Origin of the sequence: Spirochaeta isovalerica (assembly GCF_014207565.1) — a bacterium.
In the GTDB taxonomy this organism is placed as follows: Bacteria; Spirochaetota; Spirochaetia; order DSM-2461; family DSM-2461; genus Spirochaeta_F; species Spirochaeta_F isovalerica.
The window spans coordinates 165,225-191,309 of sequence record NZ_JACHGJ010000007.1 but is presented as its reverse complement, the minus strand read 5'-3'; the positions used below and the strand labels follow the sequence as shown (position 1 = coordinate 191,309).

The following is a 26,085-nucleotide window of genomic DNA, read 5'->3' as shown; positions in this document are numbered from 1 at the left end:
ATCAGCTTTTCATCCTTGGGTCTAAAACATCGCGCAATCCGTCGGCCAGCAGGTTGAATCCCAGTACCGTCAGGAAGACGGCTATACCGGGGAAAGTGACGATCCACCAGGCAGACGTGACGAATTCCCGGGAGCTGGCAATCATAAGTCCCCATTCAGGAGTCGGCGGCTGAGCGCCGAGACCGAGAAAGGACAGCGCTGCCGAACTGAGAATGGCGTTTCCGATACCCAGTGTCGCCTGAACGAAAATAGGCGCGATACAGTTGGGAAGAATCGATTTGAACATAAGCTCCCAGTCAGAAGCTCCCAGGGACCTTTCGGCCGTAACGTAATCATTTTCCTTTTCCGCCAGTACCGAGGCTCTTACGACTCTGATATAGCTGGGGATTTGTGAAATACCTATGGCGATCATCGCGTTGACCAGTGACGGCCCCAGAAGGGCTACGATAACAATCGTCAGCAGGATATAGGGGAAGGCCAGCATGATATCGACAAGCCGCTGGACAATATTGTCAAACCAGCCGCCGATATAGCCGCTGAGCAACCCGATAAGAATTCCGAACGTGAGGGATATGCCTACGGAAATAGTTCCAATTATAAGAGATATCCTCGATCCGAAGATGATTCTTGTCAGAAGGTCTCTGCCGAGGTCGTCTGTTCCCAGCAGATGTTCCGTTACAAAAGGAGCTGTTTTCCTTATGGAAATATCCTGATCCGTCGGTGAGAAGGGGGTCAGATAGGGTGCGAAAAGGGCCATTATGATAAAAGCCGCAATAATTATAAAGCCTATGATAGCCGGTTTGTTTCCTTTGAGTTGAAACAGGGCTTCTCTGAACAGGCTGTTTTTTTCAAGTGTTTTCTGTTCTGTATTTTCCATATTTATTTCTCCACCTAACTGAGCCTGATTTTCGGATTGACAATGGAGTAGAGAATATCCACAACAAGATTGATTAGGACGAATGTCGTCGAAATAACTATGATGCCTCCCTGAACGGCGGGATAGTCCCGGGCTTCAATGGCATGGTATATCCATTTTCCAATCCCCGGCCAGGCAAAAACCGTCTCGGTCAGAATGGCACCCGAAAGGAGCAGCCCGAACTGGAGCCCGATGACAGTTATAATAGGAAGCAGAGCATTCTTTAAAGCGTAGCGGTAGATCACCTTTCTCTCTTTGATTCCGGCGCTTCTGGCTGTTTTTATATAGTCCTGATTGAGAACTTCCAGCATGGAACTCCTCGTGATTCTCGCAATGATAGCCAGCGGGATGGTTCCGAGGGCGATAGCGGGCAGTACCAGATGATGGAGTGCCGAGATAAAGACTTTGATATCTCCCGATTTAAGGAAGATAAGAATGCCGTCCAGAACATAAAGTCCTGTAATGGGAGTGAAGTAATAGCGGATATTCATACGTCCGCCGGTGGGAAACATATCAAAATGTACGGAGAAGATCATGATGAGAACAAGTGCCAGCCAGAAGACAGGCATGGATACCCCCATCAGCGCCCCTCCCATGGAGGCGAAATCGATCCATCCGTTTTTCCTCGTAGCCGAAAGGACTCCGATGATTATCCCCACAACCGTGGAGAAGATCATGGCCCAGATAGTCAGCTCGATCGTGGCCGGGAAATGATCCCAGATCTCTTCGGAGACTTTCTGTCCCGATTTAATGGACTTTCCCAGATCGAGTTTAACGACCCTCTGGAGATAGAGTCCGTACTGCACATAGAGAGGTTTATCCAGCCCCAGATCATGGCGCAGCTGCTCCACGCTCTCGGCTGTCGCTCTTTCTCCCAGCATAACCCGCGCCGGATCTCCCGGTGCAAGGGCTATCATAAAAAATACCAGTGTTACGACACCGAAAAGAGTTGGAAGAAGAAGAGCCAGTCTTTTTAAGATGTATTTAAGCATTCTGTTTTTTCCAATTAAAAGGCAGAGACACTTTGCAGCGCCTCTGCCCGAATTCTTTTTTTAATCAATCAATTATTTCTGAAGCCATACTTCAGAGAAAACTCTCTTTCCTGTGGGGTAGAGTACAAATCCCATAACTTCTTCTTTCATAGGCTCTACTACGAGTGAGTGTGCCAGAGTTACCCAGGGAGCTTCTTCTTTGAAGATAACCTGAGCTTCTTCGTAAAGAGCGGTTCTTCTGGCCTGATCAGCTGTTTCTTTTGCTTCCTTTATGATGGAAGTGAACTCTTCGTTTTTCCAGAATGCGATGTTTCCGGCAGGTTTCACCGCGGCGGGAGCGGAAAGGAGAACCCAGAGGAAGTTGTCGGGGTCGCCGTTGTCTCCGGTCCATCCGAGAAGAGCCATGTCGTGCTCGCCCATGTCAGTCTTGTCCAGGTAAGTACCCCAGTCATAGGAGGTTATAGCGGCATCGATGCCCACATCGGCCAGGTTTGCCTGCATGATTTCGGCAACTTTCTTACCATTGGGGTTGTAAGGTCTGGAAACGGGCATGGCCCAGAGAGTCGTGGAGAATCCGTCAGCGTATCCGGCTTCGGCGAGAAGAGCCTTGGCTTTTGCGGGATCGTAGGGATAATCTTCGATTTCATCGTTATAGGACCACATTCCGGGAGGAAGGGGGTTCTTGGCAGCCTGTCCCATTCCGCCGTACACACCGTCGATGATGTCCTGTTTGTTGATGGCGTAGTTGACAGCCTGGCGAACCAGTTTGTTGTCGAAAGGCTCTTTTTCACAGTTGAGTGCCAGGTAACCTACGTTAAGGCCGGCCTGCTCGACAACTTTGAGACCATCGGTCGCTTTGATTCCGGGGATATCTTCGGGAGAGGGGAAGTCAATAATATCAACTTCGCCTTTCTTGAGAGCCAGAGTTCTCGCCGTTGCATCGGGGATGACTTTGAAGATAACTCTGTCCAGGTAGGCTTTCTGTCCCCAGTAGTCTTCGTTTCTTTCAACAACGATGTTGTCATCTTTCGTCCAGGAAACGAATTTGAAAGGACCGGTTCCAACGGGGTTGTTTGTGTAGTCTTCTTTATACATTTCAACAGCTGTGGGGGAAACGATAACAGCGAAGTTCATAGCCAGGTTGGCGATAAAGGGAGCTTCGGGCTTGTTAAGAGTGTATTTTACAGTGTATGTATCTACAGCTTCAATATCTTTAACAATGGCGCTCATATCCATATATCCCCAGTATTTCCAGGGGCCGTATTCGAAATACGGATGGTTCTCATCGAGCTGTCTCATATGGGAGAAAACAACCGCGTCGGCGTTGAAATCGGTTCCGTCATGGAATTTTACACCCTCTCTCAGGTGAAAAACGTATTCCAACCCGTCAGCGGATACATCCCAGCTTTTTGCCAGTGCGGGCATAACTTCAGTCGTTCCGGGTTTAAACTCAACCAGACAATTGTAGATATTGTCGGCGATCATGAATGATTCGCCATCAGTCTCTCTGGCGGGGTCAAGACCTACGGCATCTCCCGAATGGGCGAAAACGAGTACTCCTCCGGCTTTGCTGTCTCCAGCGGCGGCCGGCATATCTCCGTCGGCACTTTGCTGACCTTTTGCGAAGCCTGAAACGGAAATCGTAGTCAAGGCAAGTAACAGTAATAGTACTTTTTTCATTAGTAAAACTCCTTATATTTTCCAATATTATGGAGTAGTAACGGGAATATGTAAATATAGTTTAAGTAAAATGGCCTTTGCTGATTTCGAAATCTCTTATCATACACCCGAAAATTGAAATACATAAAGCATTAATGTTTTAAATCGTAAAAAAATTATCAAAATAGGCTCTTGATAGTCATTTAGTGATGTAAATGGTGTTTATATAGGAGTTTTGCGTTTTGTATTCGCTTTTATGTGCGGAATACGTATAGATGTGCCCGGGAGTTGAGTTTTCTTCCTCTATCACACGAAGGGGTGACTAATTGAAGATTTATGTACGAGAAACGAATTAAAAACATGAAATACGAAATATGGAAGGGTGTAAAAAGAGAAGATAGTAAAAACAAGGTGCTCAAAATTCGCTATTAGTAGAAAAGGCCCGAAAAAACTTGTCAGCCCGAATTTTCCGTCATAAGATAAATTTATCTAAACAAAAAAAGGGGAAAAGAATGAAAAAAAAATTGTTTGTCTTTCTTCTGATGACAGCACTTCTTGCCTCTTCCGTCTATGCGGGAGGAAGCCAGGAAGCCGGTTCCGAATCAGGTGAACAGTTTCACATCGGTATTGTAACGGGAACAGTATCCCAGTCTGAAGATGATCTTCGCGGTGCCGAAAGACTGATCGAAGAGTACGGTTCCGTCGCAGAGGGAGGAATGATCCAGCACGTGACCTATCCCGACAACTTCATGCAGGAAATGGAGACAACCATGTCCCAGATCGTCGGTCTCGCCGATGACCCCATGATGAAAGCCATCGTCGTCAACCAGGCTATTCCCGGTACGACAGAAGCCTTCAGACGGGTTCGCGAAAAAAGACCGGACATCCTCCTTATAGCAGGAGAAGCCCATGAAGATCCCGCAACAATCGAAAGCGCCGCCGACCTGGCGATCAATAACGACTTTGTTGCCAGAGGTTACCTCATCATCGATACAGCCAAAAAGCTGGGCGTGGACACTTTCGTTCATATCTCTTTCCCCAGGCACATGAGTTATGAGACTCTGGCCAGAAGAAGAGCCATCTTCGAAGCGGCTGCTACTGATATGGGAATCAAATTCGTTTTCGAAACTGCTCCCGACCCCACAAGCGATGTCGGCGTCGCCGGTGCCCAGCAGTTCATTCTGGAAAAAGTTCCCGCATGGATCGATAAATACGGACAGAACACAGCTTTCTTCTGTACTAACGACGCGCATACGGAACCTCTGCTGAAGCAGCTTATCGAATACGGCGGATACTTTGTTGAAGCCGACCTTCCCTCTCCGCTCATGGGTTATCCCGGAGCTCTTGGTATTGACCTTTCAGCCGAGCAGGGCGATTTCCCGGCGATCCTGAAAAAAGTTGAAGCCACGATCAAAGAGAAAGGCGGAGCCGGAAGATTCGGTACATGGGCTTATTCCTACGGCTATACAACAACAGCCGGTCTGGGGCAGCACGCCATGAACGTAATCAAAGGCGAATCGGAGCTCCTTAAAATGTCCGACCTGCAGAAAGCTTACGCCAAGTTCACACCGGGTGCCGAGTGGAACGGCAGCTTCTACACAGATGCGGGAACCGGAGTCAGAGCTGACAACCACATCCTTATCTACCAGGATACTTACATCATGGGCAAAGGATACATGGGAACTCCCGATGTGGAAGTTCCTGAAAAATACTTTACTGTAAAATAAAATCGCTGGATTGGGGCGGGGAAGCAGGTGCTTCTCCGCCCTTCTTGTATCTGTTCCATTAAAAATAGAGGTAATAAATGAGTCAGAACGCACCTCTGCTGGAAATGCGGAATGTAACCAAGGATTTTTTCGGCAATGTCGTTTTAAAAGATGTCAGTTTTGCTATTGAAAGGGGAGAAATCCTCGGTCTTGTCGGTGAAAACGGCGCGGGAAAAACGACGTTGATGAAAATTCTCTTCGGGATGACGGTTATTCACGAAACAGGAGGTTATGGAGGGGAGATTCTCCTTGAGGGAAAACCCGTTTCGTACAAAAGCCCCCTTGAAGCTCTCGATGACGGTATCGGGATGGTTCATCAGGAATTCTCTCTCCTTCCCGGATTTACGGCAACCGAAAATATCCTTTTGAACAGGGAATCGACCAACTACAATTTTATGACCGAACTCTTCGGCGACCGGATGAGGCTTCTCGACCGGGCGGAAATGAAAAAAAGAGCGGAGCTTGCCATTGAGAAGGTCGGTGTCAAATTAGATGAGAATACTCCTGTAAGCGAAATGCCTGTAGGTCACAAACAGTTTACGGAAATCGCCCGCGAGCTGGAAAAAGAAAATGTCAAGCTTCTGGTCCTCGATGAGCCGACGGCGGTTCTCACGGAATCGGAAGCGGAAATCCTTCTGAAATCAATGCGCAAATTGTCGGAGGAGGGGATAGCTATTATCTTCATCTCCCACAGGCTGCAGGAAATTATAGATATTACAGACAAAACTCTGGTTCTCCGGGACGGACGGATCATTCAGGAAAAGCCGACCGATCAGACCGATATCGAGGAGATCGCCCAGGCCATGGTCGGCCGGGAGATCCAGGCCGAGGGAGACAGGGCCAAAGTAAGAACTTTCGATGAGCCCCATCTGACTGTGAAAAATCTCTGGGTCGATATGCCCGGGGAGACAGTCCGGGATATCTCTCTGGAAATCAACAAAGGGGAAATATTCGGGATCGGGGGGCTGGCCGGTCAGGGCAAACTGGGGATACCCAACGGAATTATGGGCCTCTATCCCGCAGGGGGGGAAGTTTTTATCGATGGAAAATCCATTCCCCTGAATAACCCGCGTGAAGCGCTCGATTCGTCCATGGCATTTGTGTCGGAAGACCGGCGCGATGTTGGTCTCCTGCTGGATGAACCGATAGACTGGAACATCTCCTTTACAGGTATGCAGATGCAGAATCGCTTTCTCAAACCGGTTCTCGGCGGTCTGTTCAGAATGCGCGATGACAAAGCGATCGAGGAAATTGCCAATCATTACATCGAGGCGCTGGAGATAAAATGCATGAGCCCCCGACAGAACGCGAAGGAGTTGTCCGGCGGGAATCAGCAGAAGGTCTGTCTGGCGAAAGCCTTTGTCGTCGAACCGGATATTCTTTTCGTATCCGAACCGACCAGGGGAATTGATGTAGGAGCCAAAAAAATCGTACTTGATACGCTCAAGGAATATAACAGGAATAAGGGAACCACCATTATTATCATTTCTTCGGAACTGGAAGAGCTGAGATCCATCAGCGATCGCATTGCCATTGTCGATGAAGGTCGCATTTCAGGCATTCTTCCCGCAAGTGAACCGTCCAAAGCCTTCGGTCTGCTTATGCTCGGTAAAGTCGATTCCAAAGGGGATAAAAAATGAATCCATTGCAGAAAATTGTGGAAAAGACCGGATGGCCCAGGCTTATCATCGGTTTTTTCCTCTTAAGTTTATTTATCATAGCGCCCTTTGCCGGAGTTAAAATCAGCACATCGCTCAATGATACACTGGTCCGTTTCGGTATGAACGGGATTCTGGTTCTGGCCATGGTTCCCATGATCCACTCAGGATGCGGGCTTAATTTCGGCCTTCCTCTGGGGATTATAGCCGGTCTGCTTGGCGGAACGCTGAGTATGCAGCTCGGCGCATCAGGACCCATGTCCTTTTTTATCGCCATCCTTCTGGCCACACCTTTCGCCGTGCTTTTCGGCTGGGGATACGGCGCCCTCCTGAACAGGGTAAAGGGCGGAGAGATGATGATCGCCACCTATGTGGGATTCTCATCGGTCGCCTTCATGTGCATCATGTGGCTTCTCCTGCCCTACAATAACCCGACCATGATCTGGGGATACGGCGGTGCCGGTCTCAGGACTACCATATCCGTCGAGGGGTATTACCTCCACGCATTGAGTGATTTCCTGGCCATCCGCATCGGCGGTTTCGTTTTTCCCACGGGCATGATTCTCTTCGTGCTCCTTCTCAACTTCCTGGTCTGGGTTTTTATGAGAACCAGAACGGGAACGGCCATGACAGCGGTCGGCTCCAATCCCGTTTTCGCAAAAGCATCGGGTGTCAATATCGACAGAACCAGAACTATTTCGGTTATCCTGTCCACATGGCTGGGAGCTATTGGCATTCTGGTTTATCAACAGAGTTTCGGGTTCATTCAGCTCTATATGGGGCCCTTTTATATGGCTTTCCCCGCTGTAGCGGCTATTCTGATCGGCGGGGCTTCGGTCAACAAGGCTTCCATATTGAACGTTCTGATCGGGGCTTTTCTCTTTCAGGGAATTCTGACTATGACTCCCTCGGTCATGAACTCTCTGATTCAGACCGATATGTCGGAAGTTATCCGTATCATCGTTTCCAACGGTATGATTATCTACGCTCTCACAAGAGTGAAAAAGGGGGCTAAATAATGAAGAAACCCGATAAGAAATCGGTTATCTACTTTCTTGAAAGCAATGCCGTTCCCATACTGTTCCTCATTATAATTTCCATCGGCGTGCCCTATTCGGGTTTTTCCGTCGATTATCTGGTGCAGGAGATAATTATCCGTCTGTCGCGCAACAGTTTTCTCGTTCTTTCTCTTCTGGTTCCCATCATGGCCGGAATGGGACTGAACTTCGGGATGGTTCTGGGAGCCATGGCCGGTCAGATCGGTCTGATTTTCGTAACCAACTGGAATATCGTGGGACTTCAGGGCATCGGCCTTGCCATGATTCTCTCCGTTCCCCTTTCCATTCTTCTGGGATGGATGAGCGGCAAGATCCTCAATATGGCTAAAGGCCGTGAGATGGTAACGGGATTTATTCTCGCCTTCTTTATGAACGGGGTTTATCAGCTTGTTGTTCTCTACGGCATGGGAAGCATCATTCCCATAGGCAATCCCTCGATGGTTCTGTCCAGGGGATACGGAATCAGAAATACAGTCAATCTTATCAATATAAGGCAGACTCTCGATTCCCTGATTCCCTTGAAGATAGGCAACATCCAGATTCCCGTAGCGACCTTTATTGTCATTGCTCTTGTCTGCCTTTTTATCGTCTGGTTCAGAAAAACCAAGCTGGGACAGGATATGAGGGCCATCGGGCAGGATATGCATGTGGCCGAGTCGGCGGGTATCAATGTGGAAAGAACAAGAATCATCGCCATTATCATCTCCACCGTTCTGGCCGGTTTCGGCATGATTCTCTATCTGCAGAATATCGGAACGCTTAATACCTATAACTCTCACGAGCAGGTGGGGATGTTCTCCATCGCCGCTCTGCTGGTTGGCGGGGCTTCGGTCAACAAGGGGAAAATCAGCCACGCCTTTCTGGGCGTAACTCTTTTTCACCTTATGTTCGTCATTTCCCCCATGGCGGGGAAGAACCTTATAGGACAGGCCCAGCTGGGCGAGTACTTCAGGGTATTCGTATCCTACGGCGTTATCTCCATCGCTCTGGTTCTCTACGCCTACCGGAAACTGAAAGAGAAAGAACGGGCCGGAACGGCTCTGGCCGAAGCGCAGGAGGAGAAATAAATGAAACGCATCGCAATCAGATCGGCGGCTCTCGCCCTTCTCGTTCTGCTGGCTCTGTTTTTCTATTTTACGGGAAAAGGGCATTCTCTTCTGCTCGACAATAAGACTGTTACTCTGGGCGGTGTAGAGTACGCTGCCCTTAACATGCTTGAAGTGAAAGTAGACAGAGGAGAGGACAGAGAGATTTTCAAGAGGGACCGCATCAAGGAAGATGTTGTCGGCCAGGGGCATAAGATCACCGTTACCTATCTGGATAAAGGAATGGAAAAAGTGATTGAAGAAAAATTCCGCATCAGGACCGGTCAGGATATGTATCTGATCAGCCTTCCCGCCCTGATCGGAGGTTCCGATCAGTGGCTGGAACCCTTCGACGTCGAACCGTAAAAAATAACTGGTCAAATAAAAGGATCTGCTTCAGAATATGAGGCAGATCTTTTTTTTGATATATATGGGAGATTATTATGACCACAACAATACCATCCAGAGAAGACGCTCTCGAACTTTTCAGAAAATACAACAAATCGGATGCTCTCTACAAACACGCTTTGTCAGTAGAAGCCGTCATGCGCTATATCGCGGAAAAACTGGGTGAAGATGTGGAGAGATGGGGACTTGTCGGTCTGGTTCATGATATCGACTATGAAATGTATCCCGATCAGCACTGCCATAAATCGACTGAGATTTTCAATGAAGCAGGATGGCCCGAAGAGCTGAGCCGAGCCGTTGCGAGCCACGGCTGGGGAATCTGCTCAGATGTGGAGCCGCAGAGCCTGATGGAAAAATATCTCTTCACTATTGATGAGCTGACAGGCCTGGTTAATACAACGGCCCTTGTCCGCCCTTCGAAGAGCGTTCTCGATATGACTCCCAAATCAGTTAAGAAGAAATGGAAGGACAAGAGGTTCGCCGCAGGAGTCGACCGCTCCATCATCGAAAAAGGAGCGGCCATACTCGGACTTGAAATATCGGAAGTCATCGACCTGACTATTATGGGAATGCGAACCGTCGCCGATGAAATCGGACTCCGCGGCGAGGCGTAACTATTCGATTTCCACGTAGAGATCCATACGCCAGTTCGGATTCTCCGGCGATATATCAAAGTCCAGATGTTCCTCGTACCATCTCCCCCCGGCTTTGTAGCCGCCTTCCTTCAGAAGGGCGTTGAATTTACCCCAACCTTTCGCGATATCATTCTCTTCACACCCGACTCCTATACTCATTACGGCGAATCGGCCGCCTTTCATCGTTTTGAAATCGACACCCCTGCCGTCCTCTTCGGACGGATAATCACTGTCCACAGTAATCATAAACTCATATCCGTATTCCGGATGTCCTATCGTCGCAGGGTATTCGTTTCCCTCTCTGTCCTTTTTGTTTGTCATTTCTTCCGGCGAAGGATTATTGTATCCGAAAATTCTGTAGGGCTTATCAAAAAGCCCCGTTTCTTCGGACCATCTTTTTATATGGTTCCAGGCATCTCTTTCCGGTGATTTTGAAATAACGCGGTAATAGGCGACACTCCGGTCATGTAGTTCCTTAATTAGAATTCCCATGTATTGCTCCTCTATCAGTTGCTTTCTGTTGATCCCTCTGACCGGAAGCCGGCTTTTCCGGATTGATGAGGGATTGATTCCGAATTCCCTCTGAAAGGCACGGGTAAAAGATTCATGACTCTCATATCCCGCTTCCAGAGCGATATCCAGAATGGTTCGCTGACTTTTTTTCAGGGATTCAGCCGCCACGCTCAGCCGTCTGCGCCTCAAGTACTCTTTAACCGAGAAACCTGTAAGAGCCGTAAAATAACGGTAGAACGTTGCTTCGGACATACAGGCGAGCCCGGCGTAATCTCCGATAGACATCTTTTTGCCGAGGTTCGATTCCATTTCATCCAGAACCAGCTGAATCTGTTCATAAAAAGTCATATTATTATGGTAGAGGAGATTCGATTATTCCGTTTGATTTTTTCTCTCATTTTTCAGAGATGGAGTATGCCTGAATCTTTTTGTAGAGAAAGAATGATGGGAGAACTGAGAGCCCCTTATCGACGATGTTAACGATAATGCGGACAAAAAAAGTCGATGTGTACAAAGATTGTCCTGTCACGATAATGCCCCTTACCATATTGTCCATGGAGAGATTGGTGTAGCCCCCGAAAACGAAAGTCACGATCAGAGCTCCCATCAGGGAATTGACTGTAGCCAGAATGATTATCAGCCAGAAAGCGTGGGTCGCGGTTTCAAATTTTTTCTTATAGACAAAAAGAGCCGTGATCAGAGCTGTTGACAGATTAACCACCGTAAAGGGGACATAATAACCGGGAAAGCCGTTCAGCAGTTCCAAAAAACTGTTGCTCAGCAATCCGACCGCAACCGCCGGCCAGAGACCGAAAAGCGCGGCTGTCATAACCGTAAAAACAGAGTCGAGAAATATGGGAAGGTTCGCCATTTCGTTGAGATAGCTGAAAATCCCATTTAATAGAGTCGCGATTCCTATGGCGCAAAGCGACAGAAGGATTCTCTTTTTCCGGTCAATCAGGTAATATAAAACCATATTTAATGGTATCATAGGGCTTATGAAGGGTAAACTGCTGATCAACAAAATAATGAGGCCTTCAATCGTTTTCGCAACCGGTGTACTGGTTGTGCTCTTTTTGCTTTCCTTTTTCCTTTATCTGCACATCTCCGCCGTACACAGGATAGAAGAGATTAACGGCAAAATCGGAGAAGTGGATAATCTCATCGTAAAATCTCTCGCGGAATATCCCGGCCATGACAGCTCGCTATCGGTTCTTGAAACATCGGTAGAGCAATTGTACGCCTATCCCGGCATGGAAATCATACTGACTCTTTACAGCGATGTTCTCTCCTCTCCTGCAGATTTCACTCTCGCATCCAAAGGAGATATCATCTCTCTGTACAACAGAATCTCCCTGTTGAAGGAAAAAATCTCAGAACACTCCGTTGCCCGGGAAGAAACATTCCGGGTCCTCTATGTACTCATCCTGGTTGTGGTCATAGCCATGTTTCTCCTTCTGGGGATCAGCCAGTTCGAGACTTTCAAAGTCATACAGCTCGAACAGGAGAGAAATGAAACGAACAGCAAGCTATACGACCAGCTGGAGAAAGAGAGAAGCTTGCTGGCCTTTGAGCTCCATGATGACATAGCACAGAAGCTGGCCGTTATCAAAAGATATTTCAACAGCCGCAATTCCATTGATGAACACACCAATCTTATGGAACACTATGCCTCGGACGTTATCAGACGGGTCCGGTATCTGTCACGGATGCTTAAAGCTCCGGATAACCCGGACATTTCCTTTAAGGATTATCTGGAAACGCTTTTTGCCGATTTTAATGTATTATCCGATTATAAGCTGAACCGGAAGACCGTGGGGCTGGGCGCTTTGCGGCTGACGCCTTTAGCCGCCCTTCACATCTACAGAATTATTCAGGAAGTGCTGACCAATTCGCGAATTCATTCAGAAGCGACGGAGATAGATTTATTAATAGTGTACAGCCACCCGACACTCACGATAAAATATAAAGACAACGGCAAGGGCTTTGAACCTTATCTGATCTATAAAAAAGGGATCGGACTGGACAGTATCAAATACCGGCTGGATCTTCTTAAAGGGAAATATCAGCTCAGCTCTGCAGAGGGGGAAGGTACGGATATCTCAATTGATATCCCTGTGGAATTATGCGAAATATCCTCATAGTCGATGACCATAAACTCATATTCAGCGGATTGAAGGGGGAAATTCCCGAGGATTTCCGTTTGCTTTATGCTGCAAACAGCCGGGAAGCGCTCGATCTGGCCTGTCAAAACCCTTTGGCTGCGGCGATCATCGATATCACTCTTGGTGAGGAGAACGGCTTTGATTTGGCGGAGGAGCTCAAGCGCGAGGTTCTTGTTTCGCAGCTGTTCTTTCTATCCATGCACAAGACTCCCTACTTCGTGCAAAAAGCCATCAATGAAGGTTACCGGGGGTATTTTCTGAAAGATGATTCTCTGGACCTCCTTATCCGTGCCGTTTCCGATCCGGCGGGCAGGAAATTCTGGATGTCCGAAGAAGTGGAAAAAATGCTGAACGATTACGAAGATGACGAGTATTCTCTTTACGAGAACCTGACAGCCAGGGAACAGCAGATCTTCCGCCTTCTCGCTGAAGGGGTAGGGTATAAAGAAATCGCCTATAAACTGAATGTCAGCCCCAAAACCGTATCGGTCCACCGCGACAACATCATGAGAAAAATGAAGCTCGATCATCAGACCGAGCTTATCAAACAAGCGGTAAAACTCCGCATCATTACGATTTAGTTCGCTAGCGCCTGCTGCTTCATTTCCTCGTATTCCTCTTCATAAAAGAACTCATCTTCCTTGAAGGGAATAAACTGATCCATCCAGTCGGCTTTCTCATCGTATTCGGCCAGAAAAATCCTGTTCACCCAGTCGGGGTTTCTTCCCTGGAGAAACTTCAGAGCAAAGGCTCTCTGGCTTCCCAGTTCCACAATCCCGTCAATCAGGACTTTCCCCGGACTGCAGGACATAACCGGTCCTCTTACCGTTCTTCCCAGGCCTGAAACGCGACTTATGGCATCTGTGAAGATTTCGTAGGCCTCCGCCGCAGTCACGCTGAAATATTCCTTGGCTCCGGTGTTTCTCGCCATGAACATGTAATAGGGGATAATTCCCAGCTCCACCTGTTTCTGCCACATGGAGGACCAGACATCAGCGCTGTCATTAATGTGTTTCACCACGGGCGACTGACTTCTGATTTCGGCGCCGGTTTTTCTTATGGCCAGAATCGCCTCTCTTACGGCTTCCGTTTCCAGCTCTCTGTAATGGGTGAAGTGAGCCATCAACGCCAGATGGATTCCCGAATCGACGACTTCCCTGAAAAGCGACATCAGATCTTCCGCATCGCGGTCGGTGGTAAACCTGTAGGGCCAGAAAGAGAGAAATTTCGTACCGATTCTGATGGAGCGGAGATTTCCCGGTTTCTTCAGTAGCGGTTCGATGTACTGCCGCAGAAGCCTGGTAGACATGGTCAAAGGGTCACCCCCCGTAATCAGAACATCGGTGACGAGCGGGTGCGATTCCAGATATCTGACAAGCTCATAGGGGTCTGAAGCGGAGAAATGGAGATCCTCCATTCCGGAAAACTGGGCCCAGCGGAAACAATATGTACAGTAGGCTGAACAGATCTGTCCCTGTTTGGGGAACAGCAGAACTGTCTCGGGATATTTGTGCTGCATCCCCCTGTGTTCTTTTCCCTGCTCTCTGGGGACATTCATTTCCACCTGCATAGCGGGATGGGGGTTCATCTCTTCCCTTATTGAGTTTATCAGCTTGTTCAGTTCCGATTCCGGTGCGTTTGAATCAATCAGATCCAGAATCTGGTCCAGGTATTCCTTCTTCAGCATTCCCGGCTGGGGGAATGTAAGCTGGAAAATAGGGTCTTCAGGAATGTTGTTCCAGTCTATCAATTCATCAACTATATAGTTGTTTGCCCGGAAAGGAAGAACCATTGAAACAGCCTTTAAGACTTTAGTGTATTCAGCCGGCAGATCTTTTAACTGTTCGATAGAATCCAGCTGATTAATACCAATTGCTTTGAATTTCATGCGTACCTTTCCCTTCTCTTTGTATAAATATATATGTGGCTTTTCATGGGGTGCTGTCCCGTATATCAGCCTGGCGAATACTGCGGCGATTCCGCAGGAATTCCGAAAAGAACACTTCAGACCGGTCGGACTGATGCAATTCTTATTTAGATGTATTGGAATTTAATATATTCACATTTTACAATATTATTCCCGGTCTGTAAAGGCCGGCTGTTTTTTGACGATTCTTGATGATAAATCAGCAATATTCCATTACTATCAGAGTTATATGAGAATTTAAAAAAACATGGAGGAAATCATGAAAGCTCTGGCTAAAACAAAACGGGAAAAGGGAATCTGGATGATCGATGCCCCCGTTCCGGAGTATGGTCCGAACGACTTACTCATCAAAATTAAAATCACCGCAATCTGCGGAACCGATATTCATATTTATAATTGGGATAAATGGTCTCAAGACACGATTCCCGTCCCCATGATAACGGGACACGAATTCGTGGGAACGGTAGAGGCTCTGGGAGATGAGGTAAACGGCTTTGCCGTAGGAGACCGGGTTTCCGGGGAGGGACACCTGACTTGCGGTCACTGCCGCAACTGCCGGGCGGGCAAGCAGCACCTCTGCCGGAATACACAGGGCGTCGGAGTCAATCGCCAGGGATGCTTCGCCGAGTACCTGGTCATCCCCGCATCCAACGCTTTTAAACTGGATGACTTTATCTCCGATGAAATAGCCTCTGTTTTCGATCCCTTCGGAAATGCGGTCCATACGGCCCTTTCCTATGATATGGTCGGGGAGGACGTTCTCATTACGGGAGCCGGTCCTATCGGAATTATGGCCGCCGCCGTCGCTCGTCATGCCGGCGCCCGTTACGTCATTATCACAGATGTCAATGAGTACCGCCTCAATCTGGCCCGGCAGATGGGCGTAACCCGGGCCGTCAATATCTCCAAGGATAAGCTGGAAGATGTTATGAGCGAACTTCATATGCTCGAAGGCTTTGATGTGGGCATGGAAATGTCCGGCAATCCCGCAGCGCAAAAGCAGCTTTTTAAAATGATGAATAACGGGGGAAGAGTGTCTCTTCTGGGAATCCCCTCAGGAGAATGCCCTGTTGACTGGAATGAAATCATCTTCAAGGGACTGCAGCTCAAGGGTATTTATGGCCGGGAGATGTATGAAACATGGTATAAAATGGCGTCGATGACCCGATCCGGTCTCGATATCAGCCGGATCATCACTCACCGTCTTCCAATCGATGAATTCGCCAAAGGATTCGAGATCATGGCCAGCGGGCAGTCCGGCAAAGTTCTTCTTTACTGGGACTGACAGAGAGCTTCATCAAAGTTTCCATTGTCAGATCAGCCGGACAGATGTACCCTGTATATAGGAATATCTATATGCAAAAATGTTTTGACGAAGTTGAAAAAATGATCGCTTATCAGAAGAGGACAATTCAGAATGCCGCGAGGATCTCTCCCGACTTTAAAGCCGGATATCTTGCGGCTCTGAATACGCTTTCCGCTTCCATCGAAGCGGAAAAAGAAATATCTGAAGGGAATGTTTTTTTCCAGCAGATCGTTTGATTAAAGGATTCCATACAATGTAGTATCACTGTATGGAATTCCTTTATCTGGCAGTCGCTCTCTTTTCCACGACAATCGGCGCTCTTTCCGGACTCGGCGGCGGAGTCATTATCAAACCGGTTCTTGATGCCATCGCGCCCTATGACGCGGCGACAATCGGTCTTCTTTCATCTTTTACCGTCTTCTCCATGGCCGCAGTTTCAACGGTCCGTCAGTATCATTCCGGTATCCGGTTCGAAGGAAGAAAGAGCCTTTATATCGTCGTAGGATCCATAACCGGAGGAACAGCCGGAAAAATACTCTTTTCCTGCAGTTCGGAATTATTGGGAAATTCCAATCGCATAACAGCTGTTCAATCGGCTATTCTCGCGGTTCTGCTGATCCTCGTTCTTCTGTATCTTCTGCAGGAAAAGCATACAAGCCTGCACATTCACAACGGCATTATAATCGCCTCGGCCGGTTTCGTTCTCGGACTTATCGCCGCATTTCTCGGCGTAGGGGGGGGGCCTTTCAATGTCGTTCTTCTCGCCCTTCTGTTTTCTATGGACAGCCGGACGGCTGCGGTTCATTCCATACTCATAATTCTTTTCAGCCAGAGCGCCAAGCTCATTGCGGTCCTCATTGACGGCGGATTCGGTTCCTATGACCTTTCGGCACTTCTTTATATGATTCCCGGAGGCATCGGCGGCGGCTTTCTCGGTGCATGGCTTAACCGCAAATTAAAAAGCAGAACCATTCAGATCCTTTTCAGAACCGTTGTGTCTCTGCTTATTATTTTAAATATCTACAATTTTTTCAGAGCGATGAATTAAACTACTCGTTTTTCAGGGCTTTCAAATGTATATCGAGGTTTTTCTCATGTTCTATATCGGCCAGTTTTTCGCGGAAATCCGACAGGTTGACTGAAGAGGGGATAACGATATAGGCCCTCATGTGAAACATAGGAGTTCCCGAAAGAGGCGCCGCGCTTTTTTCCGTTTCCAGATCCTCGATATTGATGGAGAGCTCTCTCAGATACCGGGTTATGGCGTGAACGATTCCCGGTGTGTCCATAGAAACCGATTCGAGTACATAGGGTATTCCCTGCGTAACACTGTGAGGCGCGGTCGTTTTTTTGATGTTGAATGTCATCTGAAAACGTTCGCCCAGTTCATCAGCCCGGGAAATCAGTTTTGCGATTGATGATTCTTCTCCCGACAGGAGCATTATTACAGCGAATTCGCCACCGAGAACAGCCATTTTACTGTCTTCGATATTACAGTTATATTCTATGGCGATATTGGCGATGTCATCGGCCATACCTTTGCGGTCAGGACCTAGCGTGGATAATACAGCGTATTCTTCTTTCATTTTATTATTTTAGTATTTTGTTTTTGGGCTGTCCATTATAATTTGAGAAAAAGGGTTGTGCCTTCTGTGTCATCGGTTGTGAAAGTCAAATCAGCACCCAGAGCGTTGGCCATCAGTTTGGCGCTGTATGTTCCCAGTCCGTTACCGTGCTTTTTCCCGTATGTGTAGTTTTTTTCGAAAAAATGCTCCCTCACCGACTCGGGGACCGCTCCTTTATTGTGAATGCTGATCTCCAGTTGATCTCCCTTCTTAATGGATATTATGACATCTTCTCCTATCGGCGAAGCCTCAACGGCATTTTTGGCAAGATTGAGAAGAATCATAAAGATAAAACTTTTTTCCGTCATCAGATCAATTTCATAGTCTCTTTCCAGTGGCCCGCTGTTCAGCTCTATTCTGATATTATTCTTTTTTCTGCTGCACTCATCCCTGAGGGTTTTTCTGATCTGCTTCAAAATGGTAATAAGCTCTATCTTTTCCATGGAGAAGTTATAGCTGCCCTGTTCAAGTCTGTAGAGATTCAGAGATGCGTTGATAAGGTTGAGCATGTTCTGCCCCGCCAGAAAGATGATCATAAGATATTCGCGGTACTCATCGGAGAGATTTTCATCGGTGAGCATGAGCTTGGGAAATCCGATGATGGAATTGAGAGGGGTTTTCAAATCATGGCGGATGATTCTCTCGATATCGCTTTTATATTCTTCAAGGCGTTTCCACTCTGTTATATCGATAAAGCTGTTTACTTCACCGATAGCTGAACCGTTGAAATCGCAAAGCTCGGAGCTGTACCGTTCTATTATTTTCTCTTCATTATCCCTGGTCGTAATTTTGAATTCCGAAGCGAGGACCGTCTCGCTCAGAAGCTCCTCTCTGACCAGATCCAGATGTCTGCCTATGACTTCTTCTTTCTTAAAACCTGTAATCTCCTCAGCCTGCTGATTGAAGTCGACGATTTTACCCTCTTTGTCCACAGAGTATATAGCGATAGGACTATTGTTGAAGAGTATCTCAGAATACTCTTTAGCCTCTCTCAGCTGATTTTCCTTCTTCTTCATTTCCGTCAGGTCGACAACATTTACAGCGCGGAACAGAGGATTTCCTTCGTGATCGTAAATAATGGTAAGGGCATTGATAGTCGGGAAAACCGTGCCGTCCTTCTTCAAGTGGCTGGCTTCAAAACGATGATGGCCCCGTTCGCAGGCGATTTTGATATGTCTGGGAATCTTCTTTCTCTCTTCGGGAGCGAATACCGATGTGATATCCAGACCGGTCATCTCTTCGGGCTCATACCCGTGCATCCGGGCATAAGCCGGATTAACCTTTTCTATCGTGTCAGTATTGGCACTTCCCATAGCGACACCCCAATCGGCATGGGTGAAGATGGCTGCCATCCGCAGATTGTCCTTTCTTATTGAAACGTATTCGCTAATATCGCGGAAAGAGGTTATAACGCCTTCAAGTTCTCCATTTTCCTGGGAAATGACGGGAATGGACGATGAGGAGAGCCATAAAGTCTCTTTTCCCGGTCGGTTTATGCCCATTATAATATTGTTCACAGATTCTTTTTTTTCTCTTGCTATCAGGTGCGGATGCTCCTTTATTGGGAAGGGTGTCAAATCCTCATGAATGAATGTCCATCCGCTTTTATATATTTGGCCTTCAATCATCTGATCCCGGGATAATTCCAGTATCCGGCAGGCTTTGTTATTCACTTCAATGATCTGTCCCTCTTTGCTGTCGACGATTATGGCGTCTACAAGTCCGGCGATCAGAAAGCCGTACTGGTCCTGGCGGGGCGAATGGTTGGTTTCTTTCACAATATTGATGAATCTTCTGAACGGGACTTCATGCTTGCGGGAAAAGAATTTTTCTATGGAGTGGATGAGAAAAGCCGAACCGGCTTCGGCGGGAACTATACCATTATGGAGTGATTGATCGAGAATCCTGAAAAAATCTGAATCGGCTTCTTTCGTATAGTAAAGAAGGGGAGTATTGTGAAACCTGTGAATCGCCCGTTCAGAATCGACCCATTCGGCTGGATTCTTCCCGGTTAACCCTATAATCACAAGGGGATTTAAAATCCTCTCCTCTTCCAGTCTCCTGATCACATCTTCTTTGGAGGAGCAAAGGACTACGGCAAAACCGGCTCCAGCTAAGGCTTTTGTTTCAACATTTACAGAGGCTTTTTTCTCTGTCAGAAATAATAGAGTCTTCTTCTCAGGGCCCATACTAAATTAATTGTAAGAGGAAAAGAACGAATGTTCAATTTTCACAACATAAAATCCATTCTGAGAACAAGCTACATATTAATAGTATGAATTGAAGGATTCTATCTTGCCAAATCAGGTGTTTTCACGCTAAAATCTACCATTGTAGATTAAATCAACAAATTAAAAGGGGTAGATTTCTCCAGTTGGTTTTATTTTTCAAATAACTGTAGATTTTACTTGACGTTTGTTGAAAGCCGTTTATACTATTCTTAGTTGGTTTTAAAACCAACTCAAATTCAAGAGAATGATATTCCTTGTTTGAGTCGTGTTTGAAACCGCCGGTATTATTTAAAGGAGGCTTTTTTAGATGAAAAAAGCGGTAATGTTACTTATGATTTCAGCTCTTGTTGCTGGATCTCTCTTTGCCAACGGACAGCAGGAAGCAGCTGCCGATGAAACTATTGTACTCAAAGTTATGGGTTATGGAGACAACTCCAACCAGGAAGGTATCAGCTGGAAGAGAATCGTTGAGACTTTCGAAGCGGAAAATCCCAATATCGACATTCAGGACGAGCTCCTCTACGATGAAGCATATCATCAGAAAGTTACAGCAAGACTCGCTTCCGGCGATGTTCCCCACGTAGCTTACATGGGTGCTGATGCCAGATGGGGCGCTCCCTGGAAAGAAGCCGGACAGCAGTACGATATGACTAAAGATATCGATACGGCTCAGTACGACATCAACCTCATTCCCAAAATGGGACCCAAAGGTGAGAGATACTACATTCCTATGGGAACTTCCAACATGACAACTGTTCTCTACATGAACAAAAATCTTGTTGAATCCATGGGATTTTCTCAGCCCAAGACTTATGAAGACCTGGTAGCCATGGTTCCCGCTGCAAAAGCTGCAGGAATTGATGTTGTTTCCATCGATGGTGCTGACGGCTGGGCATGGGGTTCCTGTCTTATGTCTGCTCTCGTAGCAAGAACTACCGGTGATCTCAATTTCGTATCCAAAGCTGTTGCAGGCGAAAAATCATTCACAGATGAAGGATTCGTCGCTGCTCTGGCTCTGATCGAAAGAATGGTAAAAGACGGAGTTATCTCTGAAAAATCTGTTCTCGTTGATTACGGTACAAACACATCAAACTTCAACAACGAAAAAGCTCTGTTCATGGTTCAGGGACAGTGGGCTGCCGGTTCTATCGAAAACCCCAATGTTAAAGACGACATGGTTCTTATGGCATGGCCCAAAATGCCCGGTGAAAAAGCTGCTGCAAACAACACTGTTGCTGCCGCATGGCAGGTTGGATACGGTATAACCAAAGATGGTGCTTCCGATCCCGCGGTTCTTGACGCCGCTGTCAAGTTCATCAACTTTTTCAACAGCGAAGCTGAAGTTGAGCAGAGACTGAGAGACGGTGCCATCGTTGCTCCTATCCTCAAAGGATATGTGACTCCTTCAGACCTTCCCAATGCTGTAACACAGAAAGTTCTTCTCGCACAGAGTGCTGTTGAATGTGAAGTTATCGACGCTTTCCTTACCGGAGATCCCAACGACGCGCTTAACACTGGAATGCAGAAAATCGCTTCCGGACTGGCTACTCCTGCAGAAGTTGCTGCTGAAGTTGAAGCTCTGGCAAGAAAATAATAAAAGGATTGTTTTCGGCGGGCCGATTGTAATCCACTGAGACTTTGATTTTTATATCTTCAAAGCTCGCCGAACTGTCCCTGATAGCTTATGATTAAGGGGGGAGGCAACTTCCCCCGTTTTTTTTCGGATATTTTTATCTCTATTTTTATTGGAGTGCAGTTTTGAATCAACGTGATCGTAAGGCGTTAATGTTTTATATTGGGATGGTCGCCCCCGGCCTTGCAATCTACTTGTCTATTGTAGCCTATCCCGTTTTTTATTCCGTATGGCTCAGTTTTACGGATTTTAATCCCAACGCAGGCGGCGTGGGAAATTTCATGGGATTGTTCCATTATAAAGCCATGTTGGACAATCCCGAATTCTGGCATTCTCTGAAGAATAATATGATCGTTGTCGCTGTGTCAGTGTTCGGTCAGATTCCCATAGGTTTTATTCTGGCCTATATTCTCTACAGAAAGATGGTAAGGGCGGAGAAGTTTTTTCAGTCAATGGTTTTTCTCCCTCAGTTCCTTTCCACAATCGTTATCGGTATTCTCTGGAAACGGCTTTTCGTTGCCGACGGCCCCGTTTCCACAATCATGCAGCTTGCGACCGGTGACCCTTCAGCTCAGTTCGATCTTATGCTCAGGGCTGAAACCGTTATGATACCCATAGGTATCGCTCTCATCTGGATGTACACGGGCTTTTATATGGTTATTTTCCTGGCCAACCTCCAGAAAATGAATGTAAATATGATTGAAGCGGCTAAAATCGACGGAGCCACCGAGCCGCAGATCTTCGGAAGAATCATTCTTCCCCTTCTTACCGGAACTATCATTGTTTCATCGGTTCTGGCCATCGCCGGATCGCTGAAAGGATTTGACCTGATATTCGCTATGACTACACAGGGACTTCAGAGAGACAACGCCTCTGTTCTTCCCATTTATATGTACGAAACGGCATTCCGGGATTATTCCAACCCCATGAGGTTCGCTTACGGGGCTGCCATTTCCAACGCCATCGTTGCCATAAGCATCGTTATGATCGGTATAAGCAACTGGATCGGAAAACACATGAGCCAGGACGAGGTATACTGATATGAGTGATATTGTCAACAACAGCAAATCATCCCTGGTCTGGGGGAGAGTCGGAAAAATTGTCTCCTATGTTGTATTTGTCTCCTGGACACTTATTACAATTGTCCCCCTTATCTGGATGTCCTACAGCTCTCTGAAATCAAATGAAGAGCTGACGAGAGATATTTATGCATTTCCCTATGAATTGTTCGATAACATGGACGATGAATATACGGTTATCAGACCGGACCTCAATACTATCCGGGATTACGATCCCAAAGTGGATAAAAGAGAGAGAATCTGTATCGAATCCAACACAATCGCACCGGGGCGGAGACTTATGGTTTTCTTCCTGGTCAAAGAGGACATGCCCCCTGAGATTCAGAACCTGAAGATAGGGGACACTGTTACGGTTCGGGATCTTCCCGGGAGTATCAGACGTTACATAAACCGGAAAACCATGCGGTTCAATTACGAGTCGGCTTTTATCCGGGGCGGACTGGCGGGAAAATTCGCGAACAGCATTATTTATGCATCGGTTTCCACTTTCCTGATCATTCTGCTGGGATCGATGACCGCTTTCGCCATAAGTAAGATGCAGTTTGCCAAACTGTCAAAAATTCTTATGATCGTATACGGTCTGGGTTACCTTATAAGTATACCTTCGCTGATTATTCCCCTTTTCCTCATGATGACCAAAGTCGGATTGATCGACACACATCTGGGATTGATCCTGGTCTATGTCGCTTTCGGAATGCCACTGGCGGTTCTTCTTTCCTCCCAGTTTATGCAAGGTTTGCCAAGCAGTCTCGTCGAGTCGGCTTATATTGACGGAGCGTCGGTATTCCGGACTTTCTGGAGTATCATTCTCCCCATGACAACGCCCGTTATCATAACCATCAGTATTCTCAGCGCTCTGGGAATCTGGAATGAGTTCCTTCTGGTTCTCGTTCTGGCCAGTTCCGAGTTCACCAAATCGCTGCCGGTTGGAGTTTACTCCTTCTCCAGCCTGACAGGAACGCAGCTCGGATGGCAGCTCGCAGCGCTTGTCATCGCGACTCTTCCCGCCATGATCGTTTACTTCACGTTCAATCAGCGGCTGACCAACGGAGTCGTGGCCGGCGCAGTCAAAGAGTAAATCTTTTTCTATTGCTCCTTTTTGTTGCGGGGCTTTTCCTATCTTCTGTCAGGAGAGAGGAAAAGCCCCCCTTTTTTTACTTTCCGGTTGAGATTTTCCCTGAATTGATTAACAATGGTTCCATATCAATAATTCAAGAGGTTTTAATATGTCAGAGTTGCAGAACATCAATTGGTCGGAACTGGGATTTTCCTATATAAAGACGGATCTCCGCTATATTTCTGTCTGGGAAGATGGAAAATGGGACGATGGAAAATTGGTCGAAGACAACCAGCTCCACATCAGCGAAGCCTCTACAGGTCTCCATTACGGGCAGCAGTGTTTTGAAGGTTTAAAAGCCTACAGGACTAAAGAGGGAAAGGTCCAGCTTTTCAGACCGGACCGCAATGCGAAGAGAATGCAGGAGTCCTGTGACAGAATAAAAATGCCCGCCCCTTCAGTCGAAAAGTTTATAGACGCCTGTAAACAGGTCGTCAATGCCAATCTGTCGTGGGTTCCGCCTTACGGTTCCGGGGCGACTCTCTATCTCAGGCCATTTATTTTCGGCTGCGGCGATACGATCGGAGTCAAACCGGCGCCCAGATACATTTTCTCCGTTTTCTGTATGCCTGTCGGTCCTTATTTCAAAGGCGGTCTGTCACCGGTAAACTTTGCGACGACAGGTTTTGACCGAGCCGCGCCGGCCGGTACGGGTATGGCCAAAGTCGGTGGAAATTATGCCGCCAGTCTGCTGCCCCATGAGGAAGCCGCCAACAAGGGTTACGCCGACTGTATTTATCTCGACCCGTCGACACATACCAAAATCGAGGAAGTCGGGGCGGCCAACTTTTTCGGCATAACCAAAGATAACAAATTCATTACACCCAAATCGGACTCAATTCTCCCGAGTATCACCAAATACTCTCTGCTCCATGTGGCAAAGGAATATCTGGGGATGGAAACCGAGGAGTCCGATGTCTATATCGATGATCTTGATAAATTCACCGAAGCGGGGGCCTGCGGGACCGCTGCAGTCATCACGCCGATCGGCGGAATCGAGCACAAGGGTCACTTCCATGTGTTCCACAGCGAAACCGAAGTGGGGCCTGTAACCAGAAAGCTTTACGATACCCTTGTGGGCATTCAGCTCGGAGATGTGGAAGCGCCGGAAGGCTGGATTGTCGAAGTCTGATTTATCACAGGATTGGCATAGGTCCGCATCGCAATGGTGCGGACTTCTTTTTTCATATTCCTGAACCGTCTGAGAAAAAAAACTTTTTCCCAGGACGTGTAGCGGTCAGCATACCGCTCTTCGCCCTTAAGGATATCATAGGCAATGTAATTGGTCGGCCATAAACGATAGGATCTGTAAATCTGTCTGTCCAGCTCTTCAGCGGCTTCCGCCGGTGATTTGAAACCCTTTATTCTATCGCCGAAAGAACAATTAATCCGACCCTTATCCCCCCTCATGCCGTAGATAACACTGGTCATATCTTCCATTTTCCATTTGATATGCTGTCCTTTATTCCGGATCTCGAAGACTTCCCAGGCTTTCAGCCGGTCCAGCGGATCCAGTTCATAGGAAATGGATACGGGAATCAGGTTGACCGAATCGAGAAAGTCCTCGAAATTCTGTCCTTCCTTTCTGGCGCTGTAATAGACCATTTTCAAAACCGAGGGATTAGTCTTGTCAAAGCCGTCTTTGGCCCGTCCCTTTCTCTGTGCTATCCAGATCGAACGCCCCTGTTGCAGGCGGAACCGGATATAGGCTGACAAATTGGCGACGGCTTTGATTTTTTCCCTTTTGGGAAGATCTCTCTGGATAATGAATGAGCCGTATATGCGGATCAGGTCAGTTAAGGGCTCATTGAACATAAGGTTATTGCCGAATCCGATCTCCGCCGGATGGAAGTTATTCGTGCATAAAATGTAATTGACAAGCAAAGGATCCAAGGCTATGTCACGGTGGTTGCTCACGAAGAGATAGGGTTTCGTTCTGTCCAGCTTTTCCAGTCCGGAAAAGGAGATTCCGTCGCTTGTTTTAAAAATTACTTTACTGACGACCTTATCTATTATTATTTTTCTGTGGAGTTCCAGAGTCGTTTTGATCGGCTTCAGGCGCCAGGTGAGAAAGAGTTTCAACCCGCTGTCAAAAGGTTTGTTGAGCCATCCCGGCAAACCGGGAAAAAGGAGCATTCTGCAGTTGCGGATAAACCATCGGCTTTTCAGCAGACGGTCCATAACAACAGGAAGATCTTCATCTTTATAGGCCCGGATCTTCTCAAAGTCGTAATTCAAAAGGGGAAACCTCCATTTTCATCATTATAAAGCAAATAAGGGAATATAACTAAAGAGAAAATGCCTTATAATAA

At 47.2% G+C, this 26,085-nt stretch carries 24 protein-coding genes; 15 read left to right on the top strand and 9 right to left on the bottom strand.

Going from position 1 to position 26,085, the window contains the following annotated elements; genetic code table 11:
* Position 1 precedes the first annotated feature (1 nt).
* The 3 genes from HNR50_RS16785 to HNR50_RS16775 all read right to left on the bottom strand — a co-directional run bounded on the left by HNR50_RS16785 (position 2) and on the right by HNR50_RS16775 (position 3,588).
* Positions 2-877 carry an ABC transporter permease gene (locus tag HNR50_RS16785; RefSeq protein WP_184747950.1) on the bottom strand — a complete coding sequence of 292 codons (876 nt, stop codon included), beginning with the start codon at positions 875-877 and terminating at the stop codon, positions 2-4.
* Positions 878-891: 14 nt separating this feature from the next.
* On the bottom strand, positions 892-1,908 hold the full coding sequence (locus tag HNR50_RS16780; protein ID WP_184747949.1) for an ABC transporter permease: 1,017 nt from the start codon (positions 1,906-1,908) through the stop codon (positions 892-894).
* A gap of 72 nt (positions 1,909-1,980) precedes the next feature.
* Positions 1,981-3,588 carry an ABC transporter substrate-binding protein gene (locus HNR50_RS16775; RefSeq protein WP_184747948.1) on the bottom strand — a complete coding sequence of 536 codons (1,608 nt, stop codon included), beginning with the start codon at positions 3,586-3,588 and terminating at the stop codon, positions 1,981-1,983.
* Positions 3,589-4,079: 491 nt separating this feature from the next.
* Here HNR50_RS16775 and HNR50_RS16770 point away from each other — a divergent pair, with 491 nt between their 5' ends.
* The 6 genes from HNR50_RS16770 to HNR50_RS16745 all read left to right on the top strand — a co-directional run bounded on the left by HNR50_RS16770 (position 4,080) and on the right by HNR50_RS16745 (position 10,156).
* Positions 4,080-5,294 (top strand): DUF3798 domain-containing protein, encoded by a 1,215-nt coding sequence (locus HNR50_RS16770; protein WP_184747947.1) that lies wholly within the window; start codon positions 4,080-4,082, stop codon positions 5,292-5,294.
* Positions 5,295-5,371: 77 nt separating this feature from the next.
* Positions 5,372-6,973 (top strand): sugar ABC transporter ATP-binding protein, encoded by a 1,602-nt coding sequence (locus tag HNR50_RS16765; protein ID WP_184747946.1) that lies wholly within the window; start codon positions 5,372-5,374, stop codon positions 6,971-6,973.
* Positions 6,970-8,010, top strand: a complete 1,041-nt coding sequence (locus HNR50_RS16760; RefSeq protein ID WP_184747945.1) for an ABC transporter permease subunit — start codon at positions 6,970-6,972, stop codon at positions 8,008-8,010. Before HNR50_RS16765 ends, HNR50_RS16760 begins: the two co-directional genes overlap by 4 nt.
* Positions 8,010-9,116 carry an ABC transporter permease gene (locus HNR50_RS16755; RefSeq protein WP_184747944.1) on the top strand — a complete coding sequence of 369 codons (1,107 nt, stop codon included), beginning with the start codon at positions 8,010-8,012 and terminating at the stop codon, positions 9,114-9,116. The genes HNR50_RS16760 and HNR50_RS16755 overlap by 1 nt, the downstream gene beginning before the upstream one ends.
* Positions 9,117-9,500 (top strand): DUF6672 family protein, encoded by a 384-nt coding sequence (locus HNR50_RS16750; protein ID WP_184747943.1) that lies wholly within the window; start codon positions 9,117-9,119, stop codon positions 9,498-9,500.
* Positions 9,501-9,577: 77 nt separating this feature from the next.
* The gene (locus HNR50_RS16745; protein ID WP_184747942.1) at positions 9,578-10,156 is read left to right on the top strand and encodes an HDIG domain-containing metalloprotein; all 579 of its coding nucleotides are present in this window, start codon (positions 9,578-9,580) and stop codon (positions 10,154-10,156) included.
* Here HNR50_RS16745 and HNR50_RS16740 read toward each other — a convergent pair whose 3' ends face one another.
* Positions 10,157-11,038: an AraC family transcriptional regulator gene (locus tag HNR50_RS16740; protein WP_184747941.1), complete on the bottom strand. Its 882-nt coding sequence runs from the start codon at positions 11,036-11,038 to the stop codon at positions 10,157-10,159.
* Positions 11,039-11,084: 46 nt separating this feature from the next.
* Positions 11,085-11,666, bottom strand: a complete 582-nt coding sequence (locus HNR50_RS16735; RefSeq protein ID WP_184747940.1) for an ECF transporter S component — start codon at positions 11,664-11,666, stop codon at positions 11,085-11,087.
* Positions 11,667-11,688: 22 nt separating this feature from the next.
* On the opposite strand from HNR50_RS16735, the gene HNR50_RS16730 reads away from it, so the two are divergent.
* Together HNR50_RS16730 and HNR50_RS16725 are read left to right on the top strand one after the other, a co-directional pair.
* Positions 11,689-12,834: a sensor histidine kinase gene (locus HNR50_RS16730; RefSeq protein ID WP_184747939.1), complete on the top strand. Its 1,146-nt coding sequence runs from the start codon at positions 11,689-11,691 to the stop codon at positions 12,832-12,834.
* Positions 12,816-13,436, top strand: coding sequence for a response regulator transcription factor (locus HNR50_RS16725; protein WP_184747938.1), 621 nt, complete (start codon positions 12,816-12,818; stop codon positions 13,434-13,436). Before HNR50_RS16730 ends, HNR50_RS16725 begins: the two co-directional genes overlap by 19 nt.
* On the opposite strand, the gene HNR50_RS16720 is transcribed toward HNR50_RS16725, so the two are convergent.
* Complete coding sequence (locus HNR50_RS16720) at positions 13,433-14,743, bottom strand: KamA family radical SAM protein (protein WP_184747937.1); 1,311 nt, start codon at positions 14,741-14,743, stop codon at positions 13,433-13,435. The two genes, HNR50_RS16725 and HNR50_RS16720, sit on opposite strands and share 4 nt — an antisense overlap.
* A 298-nt stretch (positions 14,744-15,041) precedes the next feature.
* On the opposite strand from HNR50_RS16720, the gene tdh reads away from it, so the two are divergent.
* From tdh to HNR50_RS16705, 3 genes are all read left to right on the top strand, one after another.
* Positions 15,042-16,067, top strand: coding sequence for an L-threonine 3-dehydrogenase (gene tdh, locus HNR50_RS16715; RefSeq protein ID WP_184747936.1), 1,026 nt, complete (start codon positions 15,042-15,044; stop codon positions 16,065-16,067).
* A gap of 71 nt (positions 16,068-16,138) precedes the next feature.
* Positions 16,139-16,324, top strand: a complete 186-nt coding sequence (locus HNR50_RS16710; protein ID WP_184747935.1) for a hypothetical protein — start codon at positions 16,139-16,141, stop codon at positions 16,322-16,324.
* A gap of 32 nt (positions 16,325-16,356) precedes the next feature.
* The gene (locus HNR50_RS16705) at positions 16,357-17,136 is read left to right on the top strand and encodes a sulfite exporter TauE/SafE family protein (RefSeq protein WP_184747934.1); all 780 of its coding nucleotides are present in this window, start codon (positions 16,357-16,359) and stop codon (positions 17,134-17,136) included.
* A 1-nt stretch (position 17,137) separates the two neighbouring features.
* On the opposite strand, the gene HNR50_RS16700 is transcribed toward HNR50_RS16705, so the two are convergent.
* Together HNR50_RS16700 and HNR50_RS16695 are read right to left on the bottom strand one after the other, a co-directional pair.
* Positions 17,138-17,674, bottom strand: coding sequence for a glycine cleavage system transcriptional repressor (locus HNR50_RS16700; RefSeq protein ID WP_184747933.1), 537 nt, complete (start codon positions 17,672-17,674; stop codon positions 17,138-17,140).
* Between the two features lie 35 nt (positions 17,675-17,709).
* Positions 17,710-19,902 carry a PAS domain-containing protein gene (locus HNR50_RS16695; RefSeq protein WP_184747932.1) on the bottom strand — a complete coding sequence of 731 codons (2,193 nt, stop codon included), beginning with the start codon at positions 19,900-19,902 and terminating at the stop codon, positions 17,710-17,712.
* 349 nt (positions 19,903-20,251) lie between these two features.
* On the opposite strand from HNR50_RS16695, the gene HNR50_RS16690 reads away from it, so the two are divergent.
* The 4 genes from HNR50_RS16690 to HNR50_RS16675 all read left to right on the top strand — a co-directional run bounded on the left by HNR50_RS16690 (position 20,252) and on the right by HNR50_RS16675 (position 24,905).
* The gene (locus tag HNR50_RS16690; RefSeq protein WP_184747931.1) at positions 20,252-21,538 is read left to right on the top strand and encodes an ABC transporter substrate-binding protein; all 1,287 of its coding nucleotides are present in this window, start codon (positions 20,252-20,254) and stop codon (positions 21,536-21,538) included.
* Positions 21,539-21,702: 164 nt separating this feature from the next.
* Entirely contained in the window at positions 21,703-22,617 is a 915-nt protein-coding gene (locus tag HNR50_RS16685; protein WP_184747930.1) for a carbohydrate ABC transporter permease, read from the top strand.
* A 1-nt stretch (position 22,618) separates the two neighbouring features.
* Positions 22,619-23,734, top strand: a complete 1,116-nt coding sequence (locus HNR50_RS16680) for a carbohydrate ABC transporter permease (protein WP_184747929.1) — start codon at positions 22,619-22,621, stop codon at positions 23,732-23,734.
* A gap of 148 nt (positions 23,735-23,882) precedes the next feature.
* A complete protein-coding gene (locus HNR50_RS16675) occupies positions 23,883-24,905 on the top strand; it encodes a branched-chain amino acid aminotransferase (RefSeq protein WP_184747928.1) in 1,023 nt (340 codons plus the stop codon).
* Here the strand turns inward: HNR50_RS16675 and HNR50_RS16670 are convergent.
* Entirely contained in the window at positions 24,857-26,011 is a 1,155-nt protein-coding gene (locus HNR50_RS16670) for a 1-acyl-sn-glycerol-3-phosphate acyltransferase (RefSeq protein WP_184747927.1), read from the bottom strand. The two genes, HNR50_RS16675 and HNR50_RS16670, sit on opposite strands and share 49 nt — an antisense overlap.
* Between the last annotated feature and the right edge of the window lie 74 nt (positions 26,012-26,085).